This window comes from Halalkalibacter okhensis (assembly GCF_000787375.1).
Lineage (GTDB): Bacteria > Bacillota > Bacilli > Bacillales > Bacillaceae_D > Halalkalibacter > Halalkalibacter okhensis.
In genome coordinates this window covers 28900-46494 of the sequence record NZ_JRJU01000014.1, presented here as the reverse complement: position 1 = coordinate 46494, position 17595 = coordinate 28900, and the positions used below count along the sequence as shown (strand labels likewise).

Sequence of the window (17595 nt, the reverse complement as noted above, 5' to 3'; positions counted from 1 at the left end):
AGTTCTCCTCCTCTCTGTAGATGGTTTACTTATTAATAATCATACGAAACTGCATTTTATTTTTTAGGTTCGATAATATAAAGATTTTGTCTGAGTCGACGAATCGTTCTTTTATTTTTAACTCCTTCAATTTCATCTAACTTATTAAAAAAGGATTGGATCTTCACACTAGTAACATATATTGTTTTTACTCGTTTTTGACTGATTTTCTTAGTTTGTAAAGAGGTCTTTCCCTTTATTTTAATTTTGTCGAACATACGGATTATATTTTTATAAGCATGGTTTCCACTCATAGCTCCATAATAGTTAGTTAACAATTCATTTCCTTTTCTTATAAATTGTTCATCAGTGAATTTATTCGTGCTTCCTGTAGACAAGTAAGAATCAATAAAAGAAGTAACTTGTTTTATATTAGTAGCCTGATAGCTAACTTCATTTGGGATATATTCGTCATGTTGTTTCGAAGTAACTGGTCTATATGAGATAACTGGCTTTCCTAATAGAAATGCCTCAAGACCTGTTGTGCAACTATTGTGTATCACTACTTTAGAAGCTAAGTTCCATTTTGCTATTGTCCCCTCGTGTACAACAAACACATTATTATAATCTTTAAACGCTTTTTGATAACTAACTTTGCTTTCACTCGGATGAGGACGGATAACGATGTTAAGATTAGGGTACCTTTTGCTTAATGCCTTAATCATGTTAATGAAGTGATGATAGAGATCTCTTAAATGGGGATATAGATTCCTATATTTTTTGTGTATTGCTTTCACCGTTGATAAATTTTGGAATTTTTTTCCGTTTGCATGGTTGTAAATAGAAAATCTCGTATTAACTAGTATAAAATCTCCATATTTCTGTTTTATTTGTTGTACTTCATCGTCGTGTACACTTCGGAACTCTTCCTTTAATAAATCAAATCTGGGGTGTCCGGTAACAGTAAATCTATTTTTATACTTAGGATAAGCTTTAGATAAAGCATTCTTTTGCCTATTTCCCCAACAATATATTTGATTAAGAATTTTATAGTTATTTTCAGTTGTTCGATCGCTTATAAATTTAATATCTCGATTCAAAAGCAATCCTTCTTCATCCAATTCAACAATAGCATGGCCCATTTTTTTGATATCTCTTAAAGGACCATTTCTATAGCCACTTGCGTTAGGATATCCTTTTGAAAAGAAAATTCCTTTTGGAAAGTATTTTGCATTAGCATAGACTGTTGGTTGTCTTCCAATAATTACACTATAGTTATTTTTCACAGCATAATAAGCCAAAAGAAGCTTTCCATCTAATTCCCTCTTAGGAACTTCAATCGGTAAATGAAGCCATTTCTTTCTTTTCTTACCCTTCCTTCTTCTTTTTTTTCCTGTAACATCTTTGGTTCTTTTGGTTTTCTTTGGCGCGACAGTCTTTCTTCTTTTTGCTTTTCTCGCTGCGACAAGCTTTCTTCTTTTCGCCTTTCTCGCTGCGACAAGCTTTCTTCTTTTCACTTTTCTTGCTGCGAGAAGCTTTCTTCTTTTTGCTTTTCTCGCTGCGGCAAGCTTTCTTCTTTTCGCCTTTCTTGCTGCGATAAGCTTTCTTTTTTTCGCACTAGTCGTCGTGACAGCCTTTCTTTTTCTTGTTTTCGCCATAAAAACCTTCCTTTCACTCCAACGTATAAATTATGTTTATTGCTATAGCAATTCAACTAACATTTACGGTGATACCATCATATTCTCTGTATAGAAAACCGAAACGGACAAGTACCTATTAAACATGTCTATTTATTTAGCAGACACCATAAAAAAACGACAGATTAGATGACTGATTCTTGATAGTCAACTAAGCTGTCGGCCATAAATATTTTATAAGAAACGCTTTAACGCTTTGTTCTTTTAACCAATAAAATCCCAGCTTAAAGGTGTTCCTTTCTTCACATCCGTATTAACTTTTTTACCTAAGATATAATCATAATATTTTGGTTCAATTCCATATCCAGGACGTATTACTCTAACATTTTTTTCTGTAAATACTTCTCCTTTCTGCATATTATTTGAAACATAAAGTGATCTTTTAAATTTTAAAGAGTTTTTTTCTTCAGAAGTTGGACCATAATTAACTTTTCCCCCCGCTAACCACGCTCTCTTCGTTTCCACTACAAGAGACTCCATTTCTTTTGGCTCCATAGAAAACATAGAGTCAACCCCGCCCTCAGCCCTAGACAATGTGAAATGCTTTTCAATTACAGTTGCGCCAAGTGCTACACTTGCAATGGCTACTCCTGTACCTAATGTATGATCGGATAGCCCAACTTGACATTGAAATAGTTCTTTCATATGCGGAATTGTTTTAATGTTCGTATTTTCAGGGGATGCGGGGTATGTGCTCGTGCATTTAAGCAAAATTACATCTTTGCAGCCAGCTTCTTTAACAGTTCGGACTGTCTCATCTATCTCTCCAATAGTTGCCATACCCGTGGAAATAATCAATGGCTTTTTGGTTTTAGCGACTTTACGAATTAAGGGGGTGTCCGTATTTTCAAATGATGCAATTTTATAACATGGAACTTTTAATGACTCTAAAAAATCCACTGCTGTTTCATCAAATGGTGAACTAAAACCTATTATTCCTAGCTCTTTACATCGATCAAAAATTGGTTTATGCCATTCCCAAGGAGTATAGGCTTCTTGATACAATTTATATAACGATTTCTTATTCCACAAACTTTTGTCATCGCTAATCACAAAATCGTCACTTGTTACGTCTAAAGTCATCGTATCAGCAGTATAGGTTTGCAGTTTCAAAGCGTGAACTCCTGCCTTAGCAGCTGCTTCAACAATCTCTAAGGCACGTTCTAAAGATTGATTATGGTTACCCGACATTTCAGCAATAATAAAAGGCGCACTATTTGAACATATTACTTTATCTTCTACATAAATTTTATTCATACTTTTCCTTCCTTAAATTAATTAATAGTTTTTTCTTCACATCAATCCACTCTGCTTTAAATAAAGCTAAAGGAATTACATCAAAATGCTGATTATTTTTCACTATGTGATCTACAAATCTCCCCTCTTCTTTAAACCCTAATTTTTTATGAAAGTTTAAACTTTTGATGTTATTTTCTAATACCTCAGCACATAGTTTCCTTACTTGTAAATTCTCAAAGATCAATTCTAATGCTAAAATGCCCATAATCGTTCCAGATCCTCTTGGAGCGTTTCGATCTCCTATATAAAAACCCCAATAACATTTATTGTTTTTATTATCAAAGTTATTAATAGTAACTAACCCTATAGGTTCTTCATTATAAACCAGTAAACGCACGATATGGTTTTCATTCTTTTCAACTCTCTTAAACCACTCTTGATGTTCTAGCATAGTAATGTTGTGATCAGTATACATATACTTTTGAATGGGTTTTGAGTTTCTCCAATTTAGGACTAGCTCTAAGTCACTTTCAGACAGTTCTCTCAAATAATAATTATTAAGATCCTTCATATTTTCCTCCCCCATATCAAATGCGAAACAACGGAGTGACTTTTCGATACCTCTTTCATTACAGCTAGTGTCAAGTAGGAAACTTCTTTTACTATTGAAGGAGTATTAAGAATTTTTTTGAGTTTATTCAAAATATCTAATGTAGTAACATTCTGTGATTTTCCTAAGCACCATCCACAACCTTTTTTTTCTAATTCTCGAACTATAGCTTCTTGGTTATCTGCAGTAATTACTACAATTGTTGGCAACCCTAAATAACATCGCTCCCAAGTAGTACTTCCTCCTGCACCAATTGAAAGATCTGCTTCTGCCATTAATTTAGCCATATAATCAATTTGACAGTGAAAGGTACAATACTCTAGTTCCTTACACATCAATCTTAATTTATCTATATTTTTATTTGATTTGCCCGTGACAACATCTATTGAAATATTAGGTTTATTTAGTTTTCTTATTGCTTCTATAGCTTTGGTTGTTTCATCCGTAGGATCACTCCCACCGAAAAAAATCAGGATCCTTTTTATCTTCCCATCACGTTCTTTTACATACTTCCTTGCACTTTTAAATTCTGGGCGTAACAATGCATAGCCAGGACCCAATAATTTCACACAAGTATTAGGTACAAGCCCTTTATATCTTTCATACATTTTTCCATAATAATTCTGATCTAGTAGAACATCACAATCATGAGCTCTATCAGCAAGGTCATCAATAACCATTATCTTATTTACAGATGGCCGAAGTTGGCGTTCCCACTCTTCACCAATCCCATAGTGATCAATAATAAGCCAATCCACCTTATGATCCTGTTTTTCAATAATAGACTTAGTCTGCATTACATCAGTTTTTGTATCAACTGCTAGCCAGGAAGCATGTTTAATGGTATTATCAACCTGGAAATGATTTGAGATTGGGGGCTCCAGGGGGTAAATCATAAAACTTCTGGCTGCCACATAATCAATGAGATTTCCTTGTAGGTCACGAGAAATGAACGAAACTTGTGCCCCATGCATTTTTAGTTCCTCTGCAAGAGTAAGGCACCTCATGACATGACCTGTTCCTATTTCACTAGATGCATCTACACGAATGCAAATATTCAATATTCAATCTCCTTTATTAAAGAAATATAACCCTCCAAATTATTTCTCTCACATTTTACTTATCCTTGCCAAGAATATTCTATATTTTTTATATGCAAGATAAGCCGTATGTGTGAATTATTTTAAGACCACTAAGCTTTAACTTACTAAAAAAAGAAAGCAATATCGTATCGTCTGTATGTGAAAGAGTCTTAACGCACAAAATATAATTAATTGAATGAAAGGATGATTTTTAGTTGGTAGTCATAATATTTGATCTCGAACTCATCAAGCGATTTAGAAAAGGTCAGCCTAGTGAAATAGTTGAAATTGGAGCTTGTAAAGTTCACTTAGATAAAAAAGAAATTATCGATGAATTTCAACTATATATCTTACCAAAGCGGGGTCATATCACAAAAAGCACAAGGAAATTTATAAAAATGAAAGAAGAGGATGTATCTAAAGCGATTCCGTTTGAAGAAGCTATTCAACAATTTGCTAATTGGCTTGGAGAAGATTATTATTTATGCTCATGGGGAAAAAACGATAAGGCACACTTCATTAACCAAGCTGCTCAAAACAAACTCAACTTACATTGGTTAAAAAATTACAATGACATTCAAAAGCCGATCGGAAAATTAATAACGGCTGACTCGAACAATCAAATAGGGTTAAAAAATGCTCTAAAGATTGCTGGAATCGACCCAACTGGAAAAGCGCACAGAGGAATTGATGATGCCATTAATACGGCCGAACTCTTCATTAAATTTAGTGACCGAATTGTATTAGAAAAAAATACATTATCTGAAAAAGAAATCCATAACCAATTTAAAAAATACAAGAGGTCGAGATTTCAACATACTAATCAAACGAATAAAAGACACCGACCAGATCACCAAGCTCGATGAACAAACCAACTTAGAAAACAGACAAATATAGGAGGAATGATGTGTCATCTATTTTTGAACGAGGAGCTTATACGAGTGATTCCCTTTTTCTTTCTCCAGTTCATATCGCGACTTTGATTATTTTCATTATCCTTCTTCTCTTGCTTTTTTCATTTCGAAAGTCACCATTTATTACTAAGTTTGGTCGCTTGATATTATTTACTACTTTAGTCTTATCAGAAATAAGTATCATAAAATGGAGTATTTCGGTCGGGATCTGGGATATTCGCTTTAATTTACCACTACAACTATGTACAATTAGCCTCTATATGTGCATAGTAATGCTTTTTACGAAGTGGCGTACCATATTTGAAGTGGTCTATTTTTTCGGTTTGGCAGGGGCGTTACAAGCACTCATCACACCTGATTTATTTTATACATTCCCACATTTTCGATTTCTGCATTTTTTTATTGCTCATTTTGCCATTATCTTATCCATTCTATATATGGTTTGGGTAGAAGAGGCTATCATAACACTTAAGTCCGTTTTTAAATCTTTTTTTGTATTAAACATATTTGCATTTATTGCATTTGTAACAAATATCGCAACCGGTGCTAACTATATGTTTCTTGCTCGAAAACCACAGAATCCAAGTATTCTTGATGCTCTAGGACCTTACCCTTGGTATATTCTTTCCCTTGAGGTTATTGCTTTCATCATGTTTCTCCTTCTGTATCTGCCATTCTTACTAAAAGATAAACGTTTTAAAAGAGATTGAATCTAATGTGGTAAGGATTCAATCTCTTCAATAAACAGTGGAATGACTTCTCCTCCCATATCGGTGAATATAGTCATAATAAATAAAAATGAGATAATTAATAATACTGAACTTAATCGTTTCATGCGTAAACCAGACTTTGATTTATAAAATCGTCTATTCGCGCATGATCTTCTTAATTTTTCTTTGGTAGATTTACTATATCCCCAATTGCGAAAACATCTGAATGTTTTCCAAAGTATTCGTCTTCGAATTGGTATTTTACAGATTCTCCACCTATCAAGTAAATTTTGTTATTACGAACAATATAATCTGGCGCATTAATTTTACAAAATAAAGTGTTATCACTATTACATGTTTCAGTAACAGTATCATAGATAAATATTTTATTTGAAAACTTACCATTATACAAAGAATTTTTCACACGTTTGTTCATTTCCATAAAATATCTATACGAATATCCCCCAATAAGGATAATATAACGGTCTTTATAAACTATTTCATCATTACATGGTCCCCAATTACTTAGACCATTATAAATATTACTTTTAATTAAAGACCACTTTTTGGTAACTGTATTATATTTCCAATTATCATTGATATTAAAATAACGCTTTGATATGTCTTTCTTGCTAATCCAACTCTGGTTTGGATATATTCCTCCGATAATATAAATATCATCACCAATGCTTGTCATGGCGGGATTAAACCTTAGAGTACCCGGAAAGGTATCATATTCTTGCCATCCCTTATCTAAGTTATTAATATCTAATCTATATAATGTCCTTCCAATTTCGATGTTTTCATTGTTTTTTGACTTAACTTTGACCATTAAATTAGGACAATTATAATGTGGCTCTCTATGTGCACCGCAACATATATAAATATAATTGTTTATTTTTGTCATCCCGAACCCACTCATACTGGTAGGTAAATTTGGTAATTCACTCCATATCCATTGATTGTCTGTATAATTAAGTGCATATCCGTCTTGTAACGTGCGGAAAGCTTGTTTTTTCTTATAATTAGTTAATGGACCAGGATTCCTTACTGGCGTATAAGCGAAACCACCATAACAATACATGGTGTTGTCAATACAGACAGTTCTACCTCCTTGCCTCTCTGTGCTAGGGAAATTCGGTATGCTTTTCCACGTATGGGTTATATTATTCAAATCTAGGTAATAACCCTCATTTTTGAACCCTCTAATGTATTTTTCAGCTTTTGTATCCTTGTCGGTGCCCGTGAAGGAATTAGCTATTCCTCCATTAAATCCACACAAATAAATTAATTTATTATTTAACATACCAAAAAAAGTTTCCTCTATACCTAAAGGTAAACTAGTAGACTTTTCCCAATTTATTCTCATAAAAAACCTCTCCTTAGTGTTAGGTCTAATTAATTTGAGCACCTTTAAGTACGCTCTTATTCCGTAAAAGAAGCCACTCTTTCTTTTCCCTTCATATACCCCCTATCTTTCTAAAAATAAATTAAATGTATTTAGATATAACGATTTAACTAATATTTACGGTGATACCATCATATTCATTGCTTAAAGTCGCGAAACGACAACTACCCAACCGTAGTGTCTATTTTTAAAAGACATTAAAACATCAAGTAATGATAATTATTAATTAAAATGGCCGACAGCTTAGATGATTCATTTCATCTAAAATAAAAGAGCTTTATTTGATGCTGGTATATTTTCATTTATAGAAATGCATTTTAGTATGTACAATAACACTTGAATAAAAATGTAAAATCCGCAAAAAAATCCACCAAAAAATGAGGCAACGACTAGGGGTTCTATTCCCTGATCGTTACCTCCATTTTTGAACTCTCTTTTATATAGTAACTTTATTGCAACGAAATATTAGATAAATCAAACTGATACTCATTCATGTAACGTTGAACAAGAGATGCTTCCTCTTCTGTTAGGCTTTGCAAGGATTCGTTGCAAACTATAGCCGGACCATATAATGCCTTGACTTCATTGTTCTTTACTTGCACACCTTCTTGGTGGCAAATAAAACTATATTTCTTTTCTTGAACTGTCAAACTAAGCACTTTCGCCTCACCATGAAAATATGTTTGTAGGTCCGAATCAAGTGATACTACACTGCATTCTTCCTTTGGATACAATTCTACTATACGCATTCGCTATTTCACTCCAACTAAAGATTGTGTGAGTAGTATTGCCAAAATAACGAACGTTCAACCATATTCATTAAAACTTGTACAGTCTTCGATATTTTTCTTCAAGATAACGAACAAGTGGCTTAGAATCAATTCCTCCACCTGTAATATCTTGAATGATTTCAGCTGGTTTCTTCGTTTTTCCGTATTGGTGTACCTTTTTGGTTAACCATTCACGAATAGGAGCAAACTCCCCTGTTTTCACTAACTCATTAAAGTTGGGTAAATCTTTTTCCATCGCTTCTTTCAATTGAGCTGAATAAATATACCCTAGTGCATACGATGGAAAGTAGCCAAATGCTCCAAATGACCAATGGACATCCTGAAGAACTCCCTCGCCATCATGAGTTGGACGGATACCTAAATATTCCTCCATTTTGTCATTCCAAACTTGCGGAAGTTCAGCAACTGTAATTTTATCTTCCATTAAAGCTTTTTCAAGTTCATAACGTAAAATGATATGTAAACAATAAGTTAACTCATCACTTTCGATCCGAATGAGAGATTGTTTTGCTTGGTTTACAGCAAAATAAAAATCTTCTAAAGGAACATGATCAAACTGACCATTTGAATGGTTTTTTAACAAGTCATAATTCCGCTCCCAAAAACCAAAATTCTTTCCAACAAATTTCTCCCAGAAAAGGGATTGTGATTCATGAATCCCCATAGAAGTACCAGCTGCAAGTGGCGTTCCGATTAGATCTTGTGATACATTTTGTTCATATAGAGCATGACCTCCTTCATGAATTGTTCCAAATAAAGCAACACGAAAATCCTCTTCATTGTACTTTGTTGTAACACGAACATCATTCGGGTTAATTCCAATCGCAAACGGGTGAACGGTCTCATCTAGGCGCCCCGCTTCGAAATCATAGCCGATTTCTTTTAAGATATCTAGGCTTAATGCCTGTTGTTTTTCTTTAGGAAACGATTTATAAATAAAATCTGTTCGTGGTTGATGAGAGGACTCCATTACCCCTTTGACTAAAGGAATGAGTTGATCTCTCAACTCGCCAAACACCTTATCAATTGTATCAACGAACACACCTGGCTCATAATCATCTAACAACGTGTTGTATGGATGGCTCTCATACCCCCAATAGCCAACAAATTTCTTCTTAAATTCTACTAATTTTTCTAAATTCGGACGGAACAATTCAAAATCAGCCTTATTCTTTGCTTCTTCCCATAATGACTCAGATTGTGACTGAAGCATCACATATTCTTTAAATTCATCTTTCGGGATCTTAACATTTCGTTCATATGTCTTAAAGCATTCATCAACGGTCTTTTTTGTAATATCAGATAATTCAACGTATGTATATTCTTCACGTAGCGCTTTTAAAAAATGATCCATTTCTTCTGAAGTAGACATAGCAAATACTTCTGACGACAAAGTACCAATGACTTCTGAACGTTGGGCTACTCCTTTTTTCGGAGCACCTGTTCGGGAGTCCCAAGCTAAAAGAGCAAGCGCTTGTCCATAATCCTGCATCTTCTTTACATATTGTCTGAATTCTGATTCGAGTTTTTTTATTTGTTCTGTCATATTTTAATGATCCACCTTTTCTGTATAATAATAATTTATCCATATTTTATTTCGCCAAACGAATCGTTTTTCCTGCACTATTTAGCAAATTATAGATAAATCTCACCTACTATGATATTGTTTTTACGAAGGGGGTAATACAATTGCATCTAACGATAACTGATTCAGCTGTTTCTTTATATATAAAAGAAATACCATTAATACAAGGCGATTCACTCAGACTCTTTGTTAGAGTTGGTGGAGTTGGCTCTGGTGGATTTTCTGTTGGTGTCATTAAAGAACAACCAACGCCAACTTCGTATCAAGTTACAAAACAGGGAATTACATTCTTTGTCAATAATGATGACTTTTGGTATCTAGATGGCATGACGATTGATTATGATGAAGATTTAGGTTATTTACATTTTTCTAACCCTAAGTTTGAACAACTTGATCATCCTGAAAATAAATAATATAAACCAAAAGGACGCTCCCTTTTATTAAGAATGCGTCCTTTTTGTACGTATAGTCTATTCTTTCGCTTCCTTCAATTGATGGTCCGCTTTTGCAATTAATTCTTGGGACATTTCAAAAAATGCTTCGTCTACGCCGGTTTGGTGGGCCATTGCTTTTTGTAATTGAGTTTTTGCATCATTTAGTGCATTCGTTGCTGCTTCAAGTTGCTCCTCATCCATACTTCTTGTTGCCTGCCCGACCATATGTTCCGCAGATAACAAGACATCTCTACTTGTTTTATGTCGTTGAATCCCATTTGATTATTATGATGTTCTGACATCGCAAATTCTCCCTTCAAACGAATTGACATCTACAACTTCAGGTTGTCCAAATCTGAAAAAATCATGCTTTTTACCAGGAGCAAGAAAAAAGTTGTTAAAAAGGAGCATATTCTTTTCTAAGCCGGACATCATAATAACCGAGGAGCAGTTATTGCTTCTCACACACCATTCACCAACTTCATCGATTCGATGAACGATTTGATCAACTCTAATGAGGTGATTGCGTTGTACACAGTCCAAATATTTCAAACATGTTCTTTGTAACATAAAATGAAATGAGGTGTCTGTGAAAGACAATAATCGTTAAGGCCGCAGAGAGTTACTAAATAGTATGTGAACGATTTTATCAACCTTTAATGAGGTGATTGCGTTGAACAGGATCCAGGAATTTCAAGAGTGTTAGTTATAACATAAATGAAATGAGGGGTGTCTGTGAAAGACAATAATCGTTACGACCGCATAGGGTACTACTAGTAAAGCTAATCGATTCTCAAATGTTTGAGGTGATTCTATTGTACACATTCCAGAATTTTCAAGAATGTTATTTATAACATAAATGAAACGAGGGGTGTCTATGGAACGTAATAATCGATACGGCCGCAGAGAATAGAGAAAAGTAAGGTGTTTGGTTTGAAGGGATGACCACCATTACGTTGGTCATCCCTTCTTTTTGTTAACTGCTTTAAAAATAAGAAAACACCAATAAATTACAGTGAGTGAAATTATTTTTTTCAAATTGATTAAGCTATTTTGGAATAATTCCACCTAAAGGTCTGTTCACTAGGGCCATTGATAATCGTTGAAGGGCACAAAAGCAATGAAAATTTACATCTATACAAAAATCAGTCTCCTCTAAACGAAATGTTTCACATATCGTTTTGGCTATAGAACCATGCTCATCAATTGGACGTAATAACGACAATTTGCCACAACAAGTTGTTTTGCAAATGTATTCTATTTTAAAAATACTTGTCTCAAAGCATCCAAAACAATCATCTTCAACATCTCCAACATTTCCAAAAGCTTTGAGTGGTGTGAAATCTTTACTATATAAGATGATTGGTACGATTGTTTTTTCACAAGTACAATCCGTTTTATTTTGTAACCTATCAATTTTAATTACTGATTTACATATGCAGTTCGTTAAATTCATACAGTCTTTTGTTATCACTGTTTAAGACTCCCTTCTTCATACACTACCTTTCAATGCCAAATAACGAGCATAACGGATCATTTGCTTGGCAACATCCAACTCAAGAGAAAAAGTTGGTGGGGTACCCGGTCGCCAGTTTACTTCAAATATCCAGATTTTCTGATTTTTATCCAACCCAACATCTATGCCCAATTCATCAAGTTTGTTTTGATGCAAACTGTCAAAGTGTTTCGAAAATTCAACAGAAAAATGTTCCAAGTATCTTTTTATATTGAAATACTCATAATTAAATTCCTGTTTTAGAAAATCCTCAAATACCATTGTGTACCCACCATTGCTAATATTAGCCACAATCCCCTTTTCTACAACACATGGAAAGATGGTAGCTAAATTCCATTTCCCTTCTCCATCCTTTTGCACATGCAATCGAAAATGAGTAGCTAAATCACTTTTTGTTTTTGAATCTATATATGCTTGTGCAAGGTATGTCATCTTTTCTATGATAGAATTTATAAAATCTGTAAATTCCTCTACATTCATCACTGTATTATTCTTATCTCTTTCAATGAGATATGATTTATCGTTTTTCATAACATGAATAATGTTTTGCCCTTGATGTCCGAAAAAGGGCTTTAATACAATGTCCTTATAATGTCTAAGAAACTCAATCACCTCTTGCGCCTTTTTAACTTCTATCGATGGAATTAGATACTGGGCAAATGTTTTAGCTTCTTTTAACCTTTGAAAAACGTCCCACTTACTACCAATGGGATGACTTGTGAACGGAATTATCTTACCTAACCGCTTAACAATTTCTTCTTGTTTTTCAGTCTGAGCTGAACTTGCGTTATAAATAACATCAGGAAAAGGGTTGATTTTTTGAATCCATTGCCCACTTTCATAAACCCACCCTTCAATAGTCCCTGTATCAAAATGGACACGACCAGGTGAGAAAAAGTAAAATTCTACCCCCTCCATTTTTGCTGCGGCTGCGTAGGCATAGGACTTATAAACCATTTTTGGGTCTTTACGGTGTGAAAGCATCCCAACCGTTACCATTGTTCAAAACCCTCCTTTCTGTTAAACCGGCTGCAAATGGAATTGAATTTCTTTTGCTGCATTTTGAGCAATGTTTTTTGCTTCGGATAATGTATAGGCAGACGCTAAAACATATCCATATCTATGTCCCATTGAGAAAGGCGGTGTCATGAAAGCACCTTTACGTGGTTTTATATATACTTCTTCCACTCCCTCATGGCGTAATGCGCGCTGCTTTCCTGTTACCTTTTTCAGTCTCCCTTTTGTTTGAACGGTTAAATATTGAGCGTATGCAAATTTTAATTGGCTTTTTCGAAACGATACTTGTTGCCCTGTATACAACTTAATGGTTTCTTCAACAAGGTTCATACCAAACGCAGCTTGAATCAAACGGTTCATTACTCCACCTGAAATTCTAGGATTGATTTCAATGATTTTCCATTGTTTATTAACTCGTTTTAACTCTAAGTGAAAGGTACCGTTCTCTACTTCAAATGTGCTTACAATGAACTGTGCCACTTTTTTTAAACTTTGTTTCATTTCTTTACTCACCATTGCTAGTACACCGTATCCAGTTACAATAAACCGGTTATTTCGGGAAATTTCCTGCTCTATAACTGCAACAAGATGAGCAACTCCTTTTTGAACCATAACTTCTACCAAATACTGAGGCCCATCTAAATATTCCTCTATTAATACACGTTGATTACGTTCTTTTATTGTTAAAGATTGAACTGCCGTTTCTAACTGTAGTGGTCCTTCTACAAAAAGTACATCTTTTGAACCTGTTGAAACAGGTGCTTTTACAATCAAAGGAAAGCAAATTGGTGTTTCTAATATTTCACCAATTCTTAAATCGCTTTGATCAACAACTGTGTAAACGGGAGATAACGCTAATCCTTCTAATGCTTGCCTTGTTAAAATCTTATCTTCCATCTCTGCTACCGCATTCAAGTTAATATATTCATTTCTAGATAGTTCCGATGATAGTTGAACTGCGACTTGAACAAACGGATCAATGAAACTAACTACAGCTACAACCTCTTTTCCTTGTGTTTGTAGAAAATTGATTTTGTTCTTTAACAACTTACTTTCAAGATTTTTCACATAATACATTTGGTGCACATCAGGAAACTCCGTTCGTTGCGCTAAATATCTTTTTCTTTTTGTTAATAGTACAGTTAGATATCCCAAACGCTCTGCTGCTTTGATAGCCTCCCTACTAGAACCAGATTTATTCGTTTCTATAAAAACAATCGTCTTCACATTCCCAACTCCTGTTTTCTTTTTCTGGAGTAACATCTGAAATTGGAATATTTCTTAGTCAAAATGACCTCCTTTGCATCGATTTTTAATAGTCAAACTAATTTATGAAGAGAAGAAATCAATTGAGCTAGTACCTATAAAAATATACAGGCTAATATCTCATGGTAAATAACCCTTTTCTAAAAGACTGGGAACATGCATTACACAGACTACTTTTATCAAAATATGCTATATAATACCGAATTCATATAACCTATAAAGGAGAGAAGTGTATGGCACCAATGATTCCTAAAATTCCTGCAATCGGAGTAACAGGAAGTGCTGGTAAATCGACAACTACAGCATTTATTTACTCTATTTTGAAGGTGAAGTGGAGAAATGTAATAAAAACAAAAGGAAATCTTAATTTACCTAAGCATACAAAGAGAAATGTCCAAAGAATTAAACCATCTCATAAAGCGGTAATACTGGAAATGGGCCTAGGTAGATCATCAGGGAAAAATCACTTTCGTTATATTAAACCTAATTTTGGGATTATAACGAGTGTTGGGACAGCCCATTTTGGTAAATTAGGAAATAGTATAAAAGCAACAGCTCGTGCAAAGTCTGTTATGATTCAATATATGAATCCTAAAGGAACCTTATTAATCAATCAAGACGACCCTAATTCTAAATTGCTTAAAACAAACGCATTTAAAGGGAATCTAGTGACCGTGGGAGTCAATAAGAAAGCACGCTATCAAGCTAGAAACATTCGATATTTAAGAAATGGCATGAGCTTTAAGGTTCGATTAAATAATAAAATAGAACACTTTTTCATACCAACATTCGGTAAGCACAATGTGATTAATGCCCTTTTCGCTATTGCTATAGCACATAGACTACGTTTCTCTCCGTCGCAAATGAGGTTAGGTTTAAGAAGGTACAAAGCACCACGAAGAAGGTTAAATGTAGTACCACTTAAGAATAACTCACTTTTAATAGATGATACATTTAATGCTAATCCACAATCAGTAAAAGCAGCCATTGATGTACTAATGAAGCTAGGCGAAGGAAAGGAAAAACAAGTGGTTATAGGTAGCATGCTCGAATTGGGAAGATATTCGAATAGAGGGCATCGTATAGTTGGAAGATATTTAGCTTCAAAAAAAGTTAAAAAAATCTTCTTATACGGAAAAAAAGCAAGGTGGATAAAAAAAGCAGCAATTGCTGCTGGGTACCCGCGTAGAAATATTCACACATTCACCAATCGCGACCAATTACACAAAATGTTAAAAAAACACATTACTTCTAATAATGTCGTTTTAGTAAAAGGGTCGCATCGAATGGGGATGAGATATACAGCTAACTTTTTAGCAAGAACCTATAGAAAGAAACGATAACGAAAATAAAATAAAGCTTTCTAAACAACAATCCACAACTGTCGGAGAAAATTTAGAAATTTGATAACAGACGCTTTCAGAGATTGCTGAAAAAGGTACGATTTTCATCTTTTTCAGTAATCTTTAACCAATGAGCGGACCCGTTGCTTTGTCTAAGGTCTGCTACGAGTGAGTTATCGTAGCAAGCCTGTACTATGTGTTGCTGCTTCCTCGAATTTGCTAAAAGATACTTTTTCAGTGGACTCAACCTTCGAATCCTCATTTTTTTCTTTAGTCAAGTATTTCACCATCCTATATAACTACTTTGCCGTTGTTAAAACTGAAGGTAGGTGTTATAGCCTTTTTTTATAGTATGTCCCATTCACCTAAGGCACTCTAGCATGTATTACATATAATATAAAGCAACCACCTCCAATATGAGCGTCTTCTTTTAGACGCTTTTTTCCTTCTCCTGGACTATTCCATTGACTATTGTTTCTATATCCATTATGTAATCCTATTCCGTATTTTATCTTTCCTGCACAACAACAGCCCTGTATCATTGATACAAGGCTACATGCTTCTCATCATCTTGTTGCTAGAATTTTCATAAAGGTAAATACAATATTCTAAAGGGTTCAGAAATGCCTTACTTACAATCTGTTTAGGGGATTTCGCAACAGAATAGGCTAACTTAGTAGAAGTAGAATTACATTCAATAAACCATAAATGCTGTTTTGAATCTATTGCAAAATCGATAGCCGTTTCGCCTAAAGGTCCATAAATTCCCTCTATACTTTCGTGCATTTTTTTTAAGAATAGCTCTATCTTTTGTTTTAATAAAGTTGCTTCATGCTCTGAATATTTTAAGTAGGAACGAATGAAAGGATCGAAGCGGAAAAACTTTGCACCGGATGGTAAATTCGTGATTGGCGAGTTTTTAGCCCCTATTCGAGAAAATAGATCCATTACTTGTAACTCACCATTGCTCGTTCGTTGTATTTCAGCCCGCATATCAACAATTTTATCATCAATTTTAATAGAATCAATTGCTGATTGCATTAATACTTTTTTACCTTTTAAAATTCTCGCAATGTCTATTGCCAACTTCCTAAATGTTCTGACTCTACGGAATACTAATTTTTTTGTTTTTTTCGAGAAATATTTATATTCATAGCCCTTCCTAGGGACAGCCTTTACATGAATAATGCTATGCCCCAACCTCCCCACTCTTGGTTTGATATAAACTGAACGACTAAAAATAAACATCTTCTTTAAATCCCTTGGGTGGTTGTACAACCGCGTTAAAGGCAAATGGTGAATAGCTCTTGAGTCCTTTAATAATGCTTTGTGAACATTCCATTTATCAAAAGCGCTTCGAGAATTCAAAAAAGTTATCCCTTCTTTTATGAAACTCTTACGTAACTTTGAGTTTCGATTATTATTAATCTCTCGCGTACGACTGTATAATACGTCAGGGTATGAATATTTTCTCCTTTCCCATTTTTGAGATTGATAATTATAATATATTCCATTAATTATCTTTTGTCTTAAATCGACATCTTTACGAGAAAAGAAAAATAAATTAGTATTTAATCTTTTATTTGCACTTACAAGTTCCTTAATAGAAAATTTAGCTTTTTGATTTTTATATAAATTGTTTATCACTTTATTACTTATATAAACACCAATATTTAACTGGGTTTTTTTAGGTTTTAAAAGATCCATAATTCAACTCCCTTCCTTGTTTAGTTTTATAGTACATGTTATGAACGATTACGCACATCGTGATAAAAAGAGGTAAGAGCCTTAATCTAATTTCTCTAATCTTTATGGAAGATTAAAGCAAAAAATGGACTGCTCTATATTTAGACCAGTCCATTTTTATTCATTCTTCACTAGCCCTTCTTCCCGCAGCATCCTCCTTTTTTTATTACTTTTGCTATTTTACGGCTTGATCCCACATCCGCTGGTTTCCGACTATTAATTCTAGCTTTAGTCATACCACTTTGATTTATTGCTCTT

Annotated in this window: 16 protein-coding genes; 4 read left to right on the top strand and 12 right to left on the bottom strand. The window is 34.1% G+C overall.

All coding sequences use genetic code 11. The features are described 5' to 3' along the window. Positions 1-56: 56 nt before the first annotated feature. The 4 genes from LQ50_RS11660 to pseG all read right to left on the bottom strand — a co-directional run bounded on the left by LQ50_RS11660 (position 57) and on the right by pseG (position 4586). Positions 57-1637 carry a surface carbohydrate biosynthesis protein gene (locus LQ50_RS11660; protein WP_052144715.1) on the bottom strand — a complete coding sequence of 527 codons (1581 nt, stop codon included), beginning with the start codon at positions 1635-1637 and terminating at the stop codon, positions 57-59. A 243-nt stretch (positions 1638-1880) separates the two neighbouring features. Continuing rightward, the gene (gene pseI, locus LQ50_RS11655) at positions 1881-2933 is read right to left on the bottom strand and encodes a pseudaminic acid synthase (RefSeq protein WP_034629369.1); all 1053 of its coding nucleotides are present in this window, start codon (positions 2931-2933) and stop codon (positions 1881-1883) included. Further along, positions 2926-3486 carry a UDP-4-amino-4,6-dideoxy-N-acetyl-beta-L-altrosamine N-acetyltransferase gene (gene pseH, locus LQ50_RS11650; RefSeq protein ID WP_034629367.1) on the bottom strand — a complete coding sequence of 187 codons (561 nt, stop codon included), beginning with the start codon at positions 3484-3486 and terminating at the stop codon, positions 2926-2928. The genes pseI and pseH overlap by 8 nt, the downstream gene beginning before the upstream one ends. Further along, the gene (gene pseG / locus LQ50_RS11645) at positions 3483-4586 is read right to left on the bottom strand and encodes a UDP-2,4-diacetamido-2,4,6-trideoxy-beta-L-altropyranose hydrolase (protein WP_034629364.1); all 1104 of its coding nucleotides are present in this window, start codon (positions 4584-4586) and stop codon (positions 3483-3485) included. Before pseG ends, pseH begins: the two co-directional genes overlap by 4 nt. A gap of 236 nt (positions 4587-4822) precedes the next feature. Between pseG and LQ50_RS11640 the strand changes: the two genes are divergently transcribed. Further along, positions 4823-5473, top strand: a complete 651-nt coding sequence (locus tag LQ50_RS11640; protein ID WP_052144714.1) for a 3'-5' exonuclease — start codon at positions 4823-4825, stop codon at positions 5471-5473. Between the two features lie 41 nt (positions 5474-5514). Next, a complete protein-coding gene (locus tag LQ50_RS11635; protein WP_237563697.1) occupies positions 5515-6231 on the top strand; it encodes a YwaF family protein in 717 nt (238 codons plus the stop codon). Between the two features lie 175 nt (positions 6232-6406). Here LQ50_RS11635 and LQ50_RS11630 read toward each other — a convergent pair whose 3' ends face one another. The 3 genes from LQ50_RS11630 to LQ50_RS11620 form a co-directional block, all read right to left on the bottom strand. Next, on the bottom strand, positions 6407-7600 hold the full coding sequence (locus LQ50_RS11630) for a tRNA wybutosine-synthesizing protein 4 beta-propeller domain-containing protein (RefSeq protein WP_034629361.1): 1194 nt from the start codon (positions 7598-7600) through the stop codon (positions 6407-6409). 488 nt (positions 7601-8088) lie between these two features. Then, on the bottom strand, positions 8089-8388 hold the full coding sequence (locus tag LQ50_RS11625; RefSeq protein WP_034629358.1) for a hypothetical protein: 300 nt from the start codon (positions 8386-8388) through the stop codon (positions 8089-8091). A 70-nt stretch (positions 8389-8458) separates the two neighbouring features. Continuing rightward, a complete protein-coding gene (locus LQ50_RS11620; RefSeq protein ID WP_034629356.1) occupies positions 8459-9976 on the bottom strand; it encodes a carboxypeptidase M32 in 1518 nt (505 codons plus the stop codon). Positions 9977-10119: 143 nt separating this feature from the next. On the opposite strand from LQ50_RS11620, the gene LQ50_RS11615 reads away from it, so the two are divergent. Continuing rightward, positions 10120-10428, top strand: a complete 309-nt coding sequence (locus tag LQ50_RS11615; RefSeq protein WP_034629353.1) for an iron-sulfur cluster biosynthesis family protein — start codon at positions 10120-10122, stop codon at positions 10426-10428. 57 nt (positions 10429-10485) lie between these two features. Here LQ50_RS11615 and LQ50_RS11610 read toward each other — a convergent pair whose 3' ends face one another. From LQ50_RS11610 to LQ50_RS11595, 4 genes are all read right to left on the bottom strand, one after another. After that, the gene (locus LQ50_RS11610) at positions 10486-10692 is read right to left on the bottom strand and encodes a DUF2564 family protein (RefSeq protein WP_308417925.1); all 207 of its coding nucleotides are present in this window, start codon (positions 10690-10692) and stop codon (positions 10486-10488) included. An 805-nt stretch (positions 10693-11497) separates the two neighbouring features. Continuing rightward, positions 11498-11923 (bottom strand): CotY/CotZ family spore coat protein, encoded by a 426-nt coding sequence (locus tag LQ50_RS11605; RefSeq protein WP_052144713.1) that lies wholly within the window; start codon positions 11921-11923, stop codon positions 11498-11500. 18 nt (positions 11924-11941) lie between these two features. Beyond that, a complete protein-coding gene (locus LQ50_RS11600) occupies positions 11942-12964 on the bottom strand; it encodes a YheC/YheD family endospore coat-associated protein (protein WP_034629351.1) in 1023 nt (340 codons plus the stop codon). 21 nt (positions 12965-12985) lie between these two features. Next, positions 12986-14209 carry an ATP-grasp domain-containing protein gene (locus tag LQ50_RS11595; protein WP_034629501.1) on the bottom strand — a complete coding sequence of 408 codons (1224 nt, stop codon included), beginning with the start codon at positions 14207-14209 and terminating at the stop codon, positions 12986-12988. Between the two features lie 272 nt (positions 14210-14481). On the opposite strand from LQ50_RS11595, the gene LQ50_RS11590 reads away from it, so the two are divergent. Then, positions 14482-15591: a UDP-N-acetylmuramoyl-tripeptide--D-alanyl-D-alanine ligase gene (locus tag LQ50_RS11590; protein WP_052144712.1), complete on the top strand. Its 1110-nt coding sequence runs from the start codon at positions 14482-14484 to the stop codon at positions 15589-15591. A 552-nt stretch (positions 15592-16143) separates the two neighbouring features. Here LQ50_RS11590 and LQ50_RS11585 read toward each other — a convergent pair. Next, positions 16144-17298: a YheC/YheD family endospore coat-associated protein gene (locus LQ50_RS11585; protein WP_034629345.1), complete on the bottom strand. Its 1155-nt coding sequence runs from the start codon at positions 17296-17298 to the stop codon at positions 16144-16146. Positions 17299-17595 lie beyond the last annotated feature (297 nt).

Excerpts from the sequence above, each read along its gene's own strand:
- LQ50_RS11660 (WP_052144715.1), bottom strand. The coding sequence starts at position 1,637 with ATGGCGAAAACAAGAAAAAGAAAGGCTGTCACGACGACTAGTGCGAAA.
- pseI (WP_034629369.1), bottom strand. The coding sequence starts at position 2,933 with ATGAATAAAATTTATGTAGAAGATAAAGTAATATGTTCAAATAGTGCG.
- pseH (WP_034629367.1), bottom strand. The coding sequence starts at position 3,486 with ATGAAGGATCTTAATAATTATTATTTGAGAGAACTGTCTGAAAGTGAC.
- LQ50_RS11630 (WP_034629361.1), bottom strand. The coding sequence starts at position 7,600 with ATGAGAATAAATTGGGAAAAGTCTACTAGTTTACCTTTAGGTATAGAG.
- LQ50_RS11625 (WP_034629358.1), bottom strand. The coding sequence starts at position 8,388 with ATGCGTATAGTAGAATTGTATCCAAAGGAAGAATGCAGTGTAGTATCA.
- LQ50_RS11620 (WP_034629356.1), bottom strand. The coding sequence starts at position 9,976 with ATGACAGAACAAATAAAAAAACTCGAATCAGAATTCAGACAATATGTA.
- LQ50_RS11600 (WP_034629351.1), bottom strand. The coding sequence starts at position 12,964 with ATGGTAACGGTTGGGATGCTTTCACACCGTAAAGACCCAAAAATGGTT.
- LQ50_RS11590 (WP_052144712.1), top strand. The coding sequence starts at position 14,482 with ATGGCACCAATGATTCCTAAAATTCCTGCAATCGGAGTAACAGGAAGT.
- LQ50_RS11585 (WP_034629345.1), bottom strand. The coding sequence starts at position 17,298 with ATGGATCTTTTAAAACCTAAAAAAACCCAGTTAAATATTGGTGTTTAT.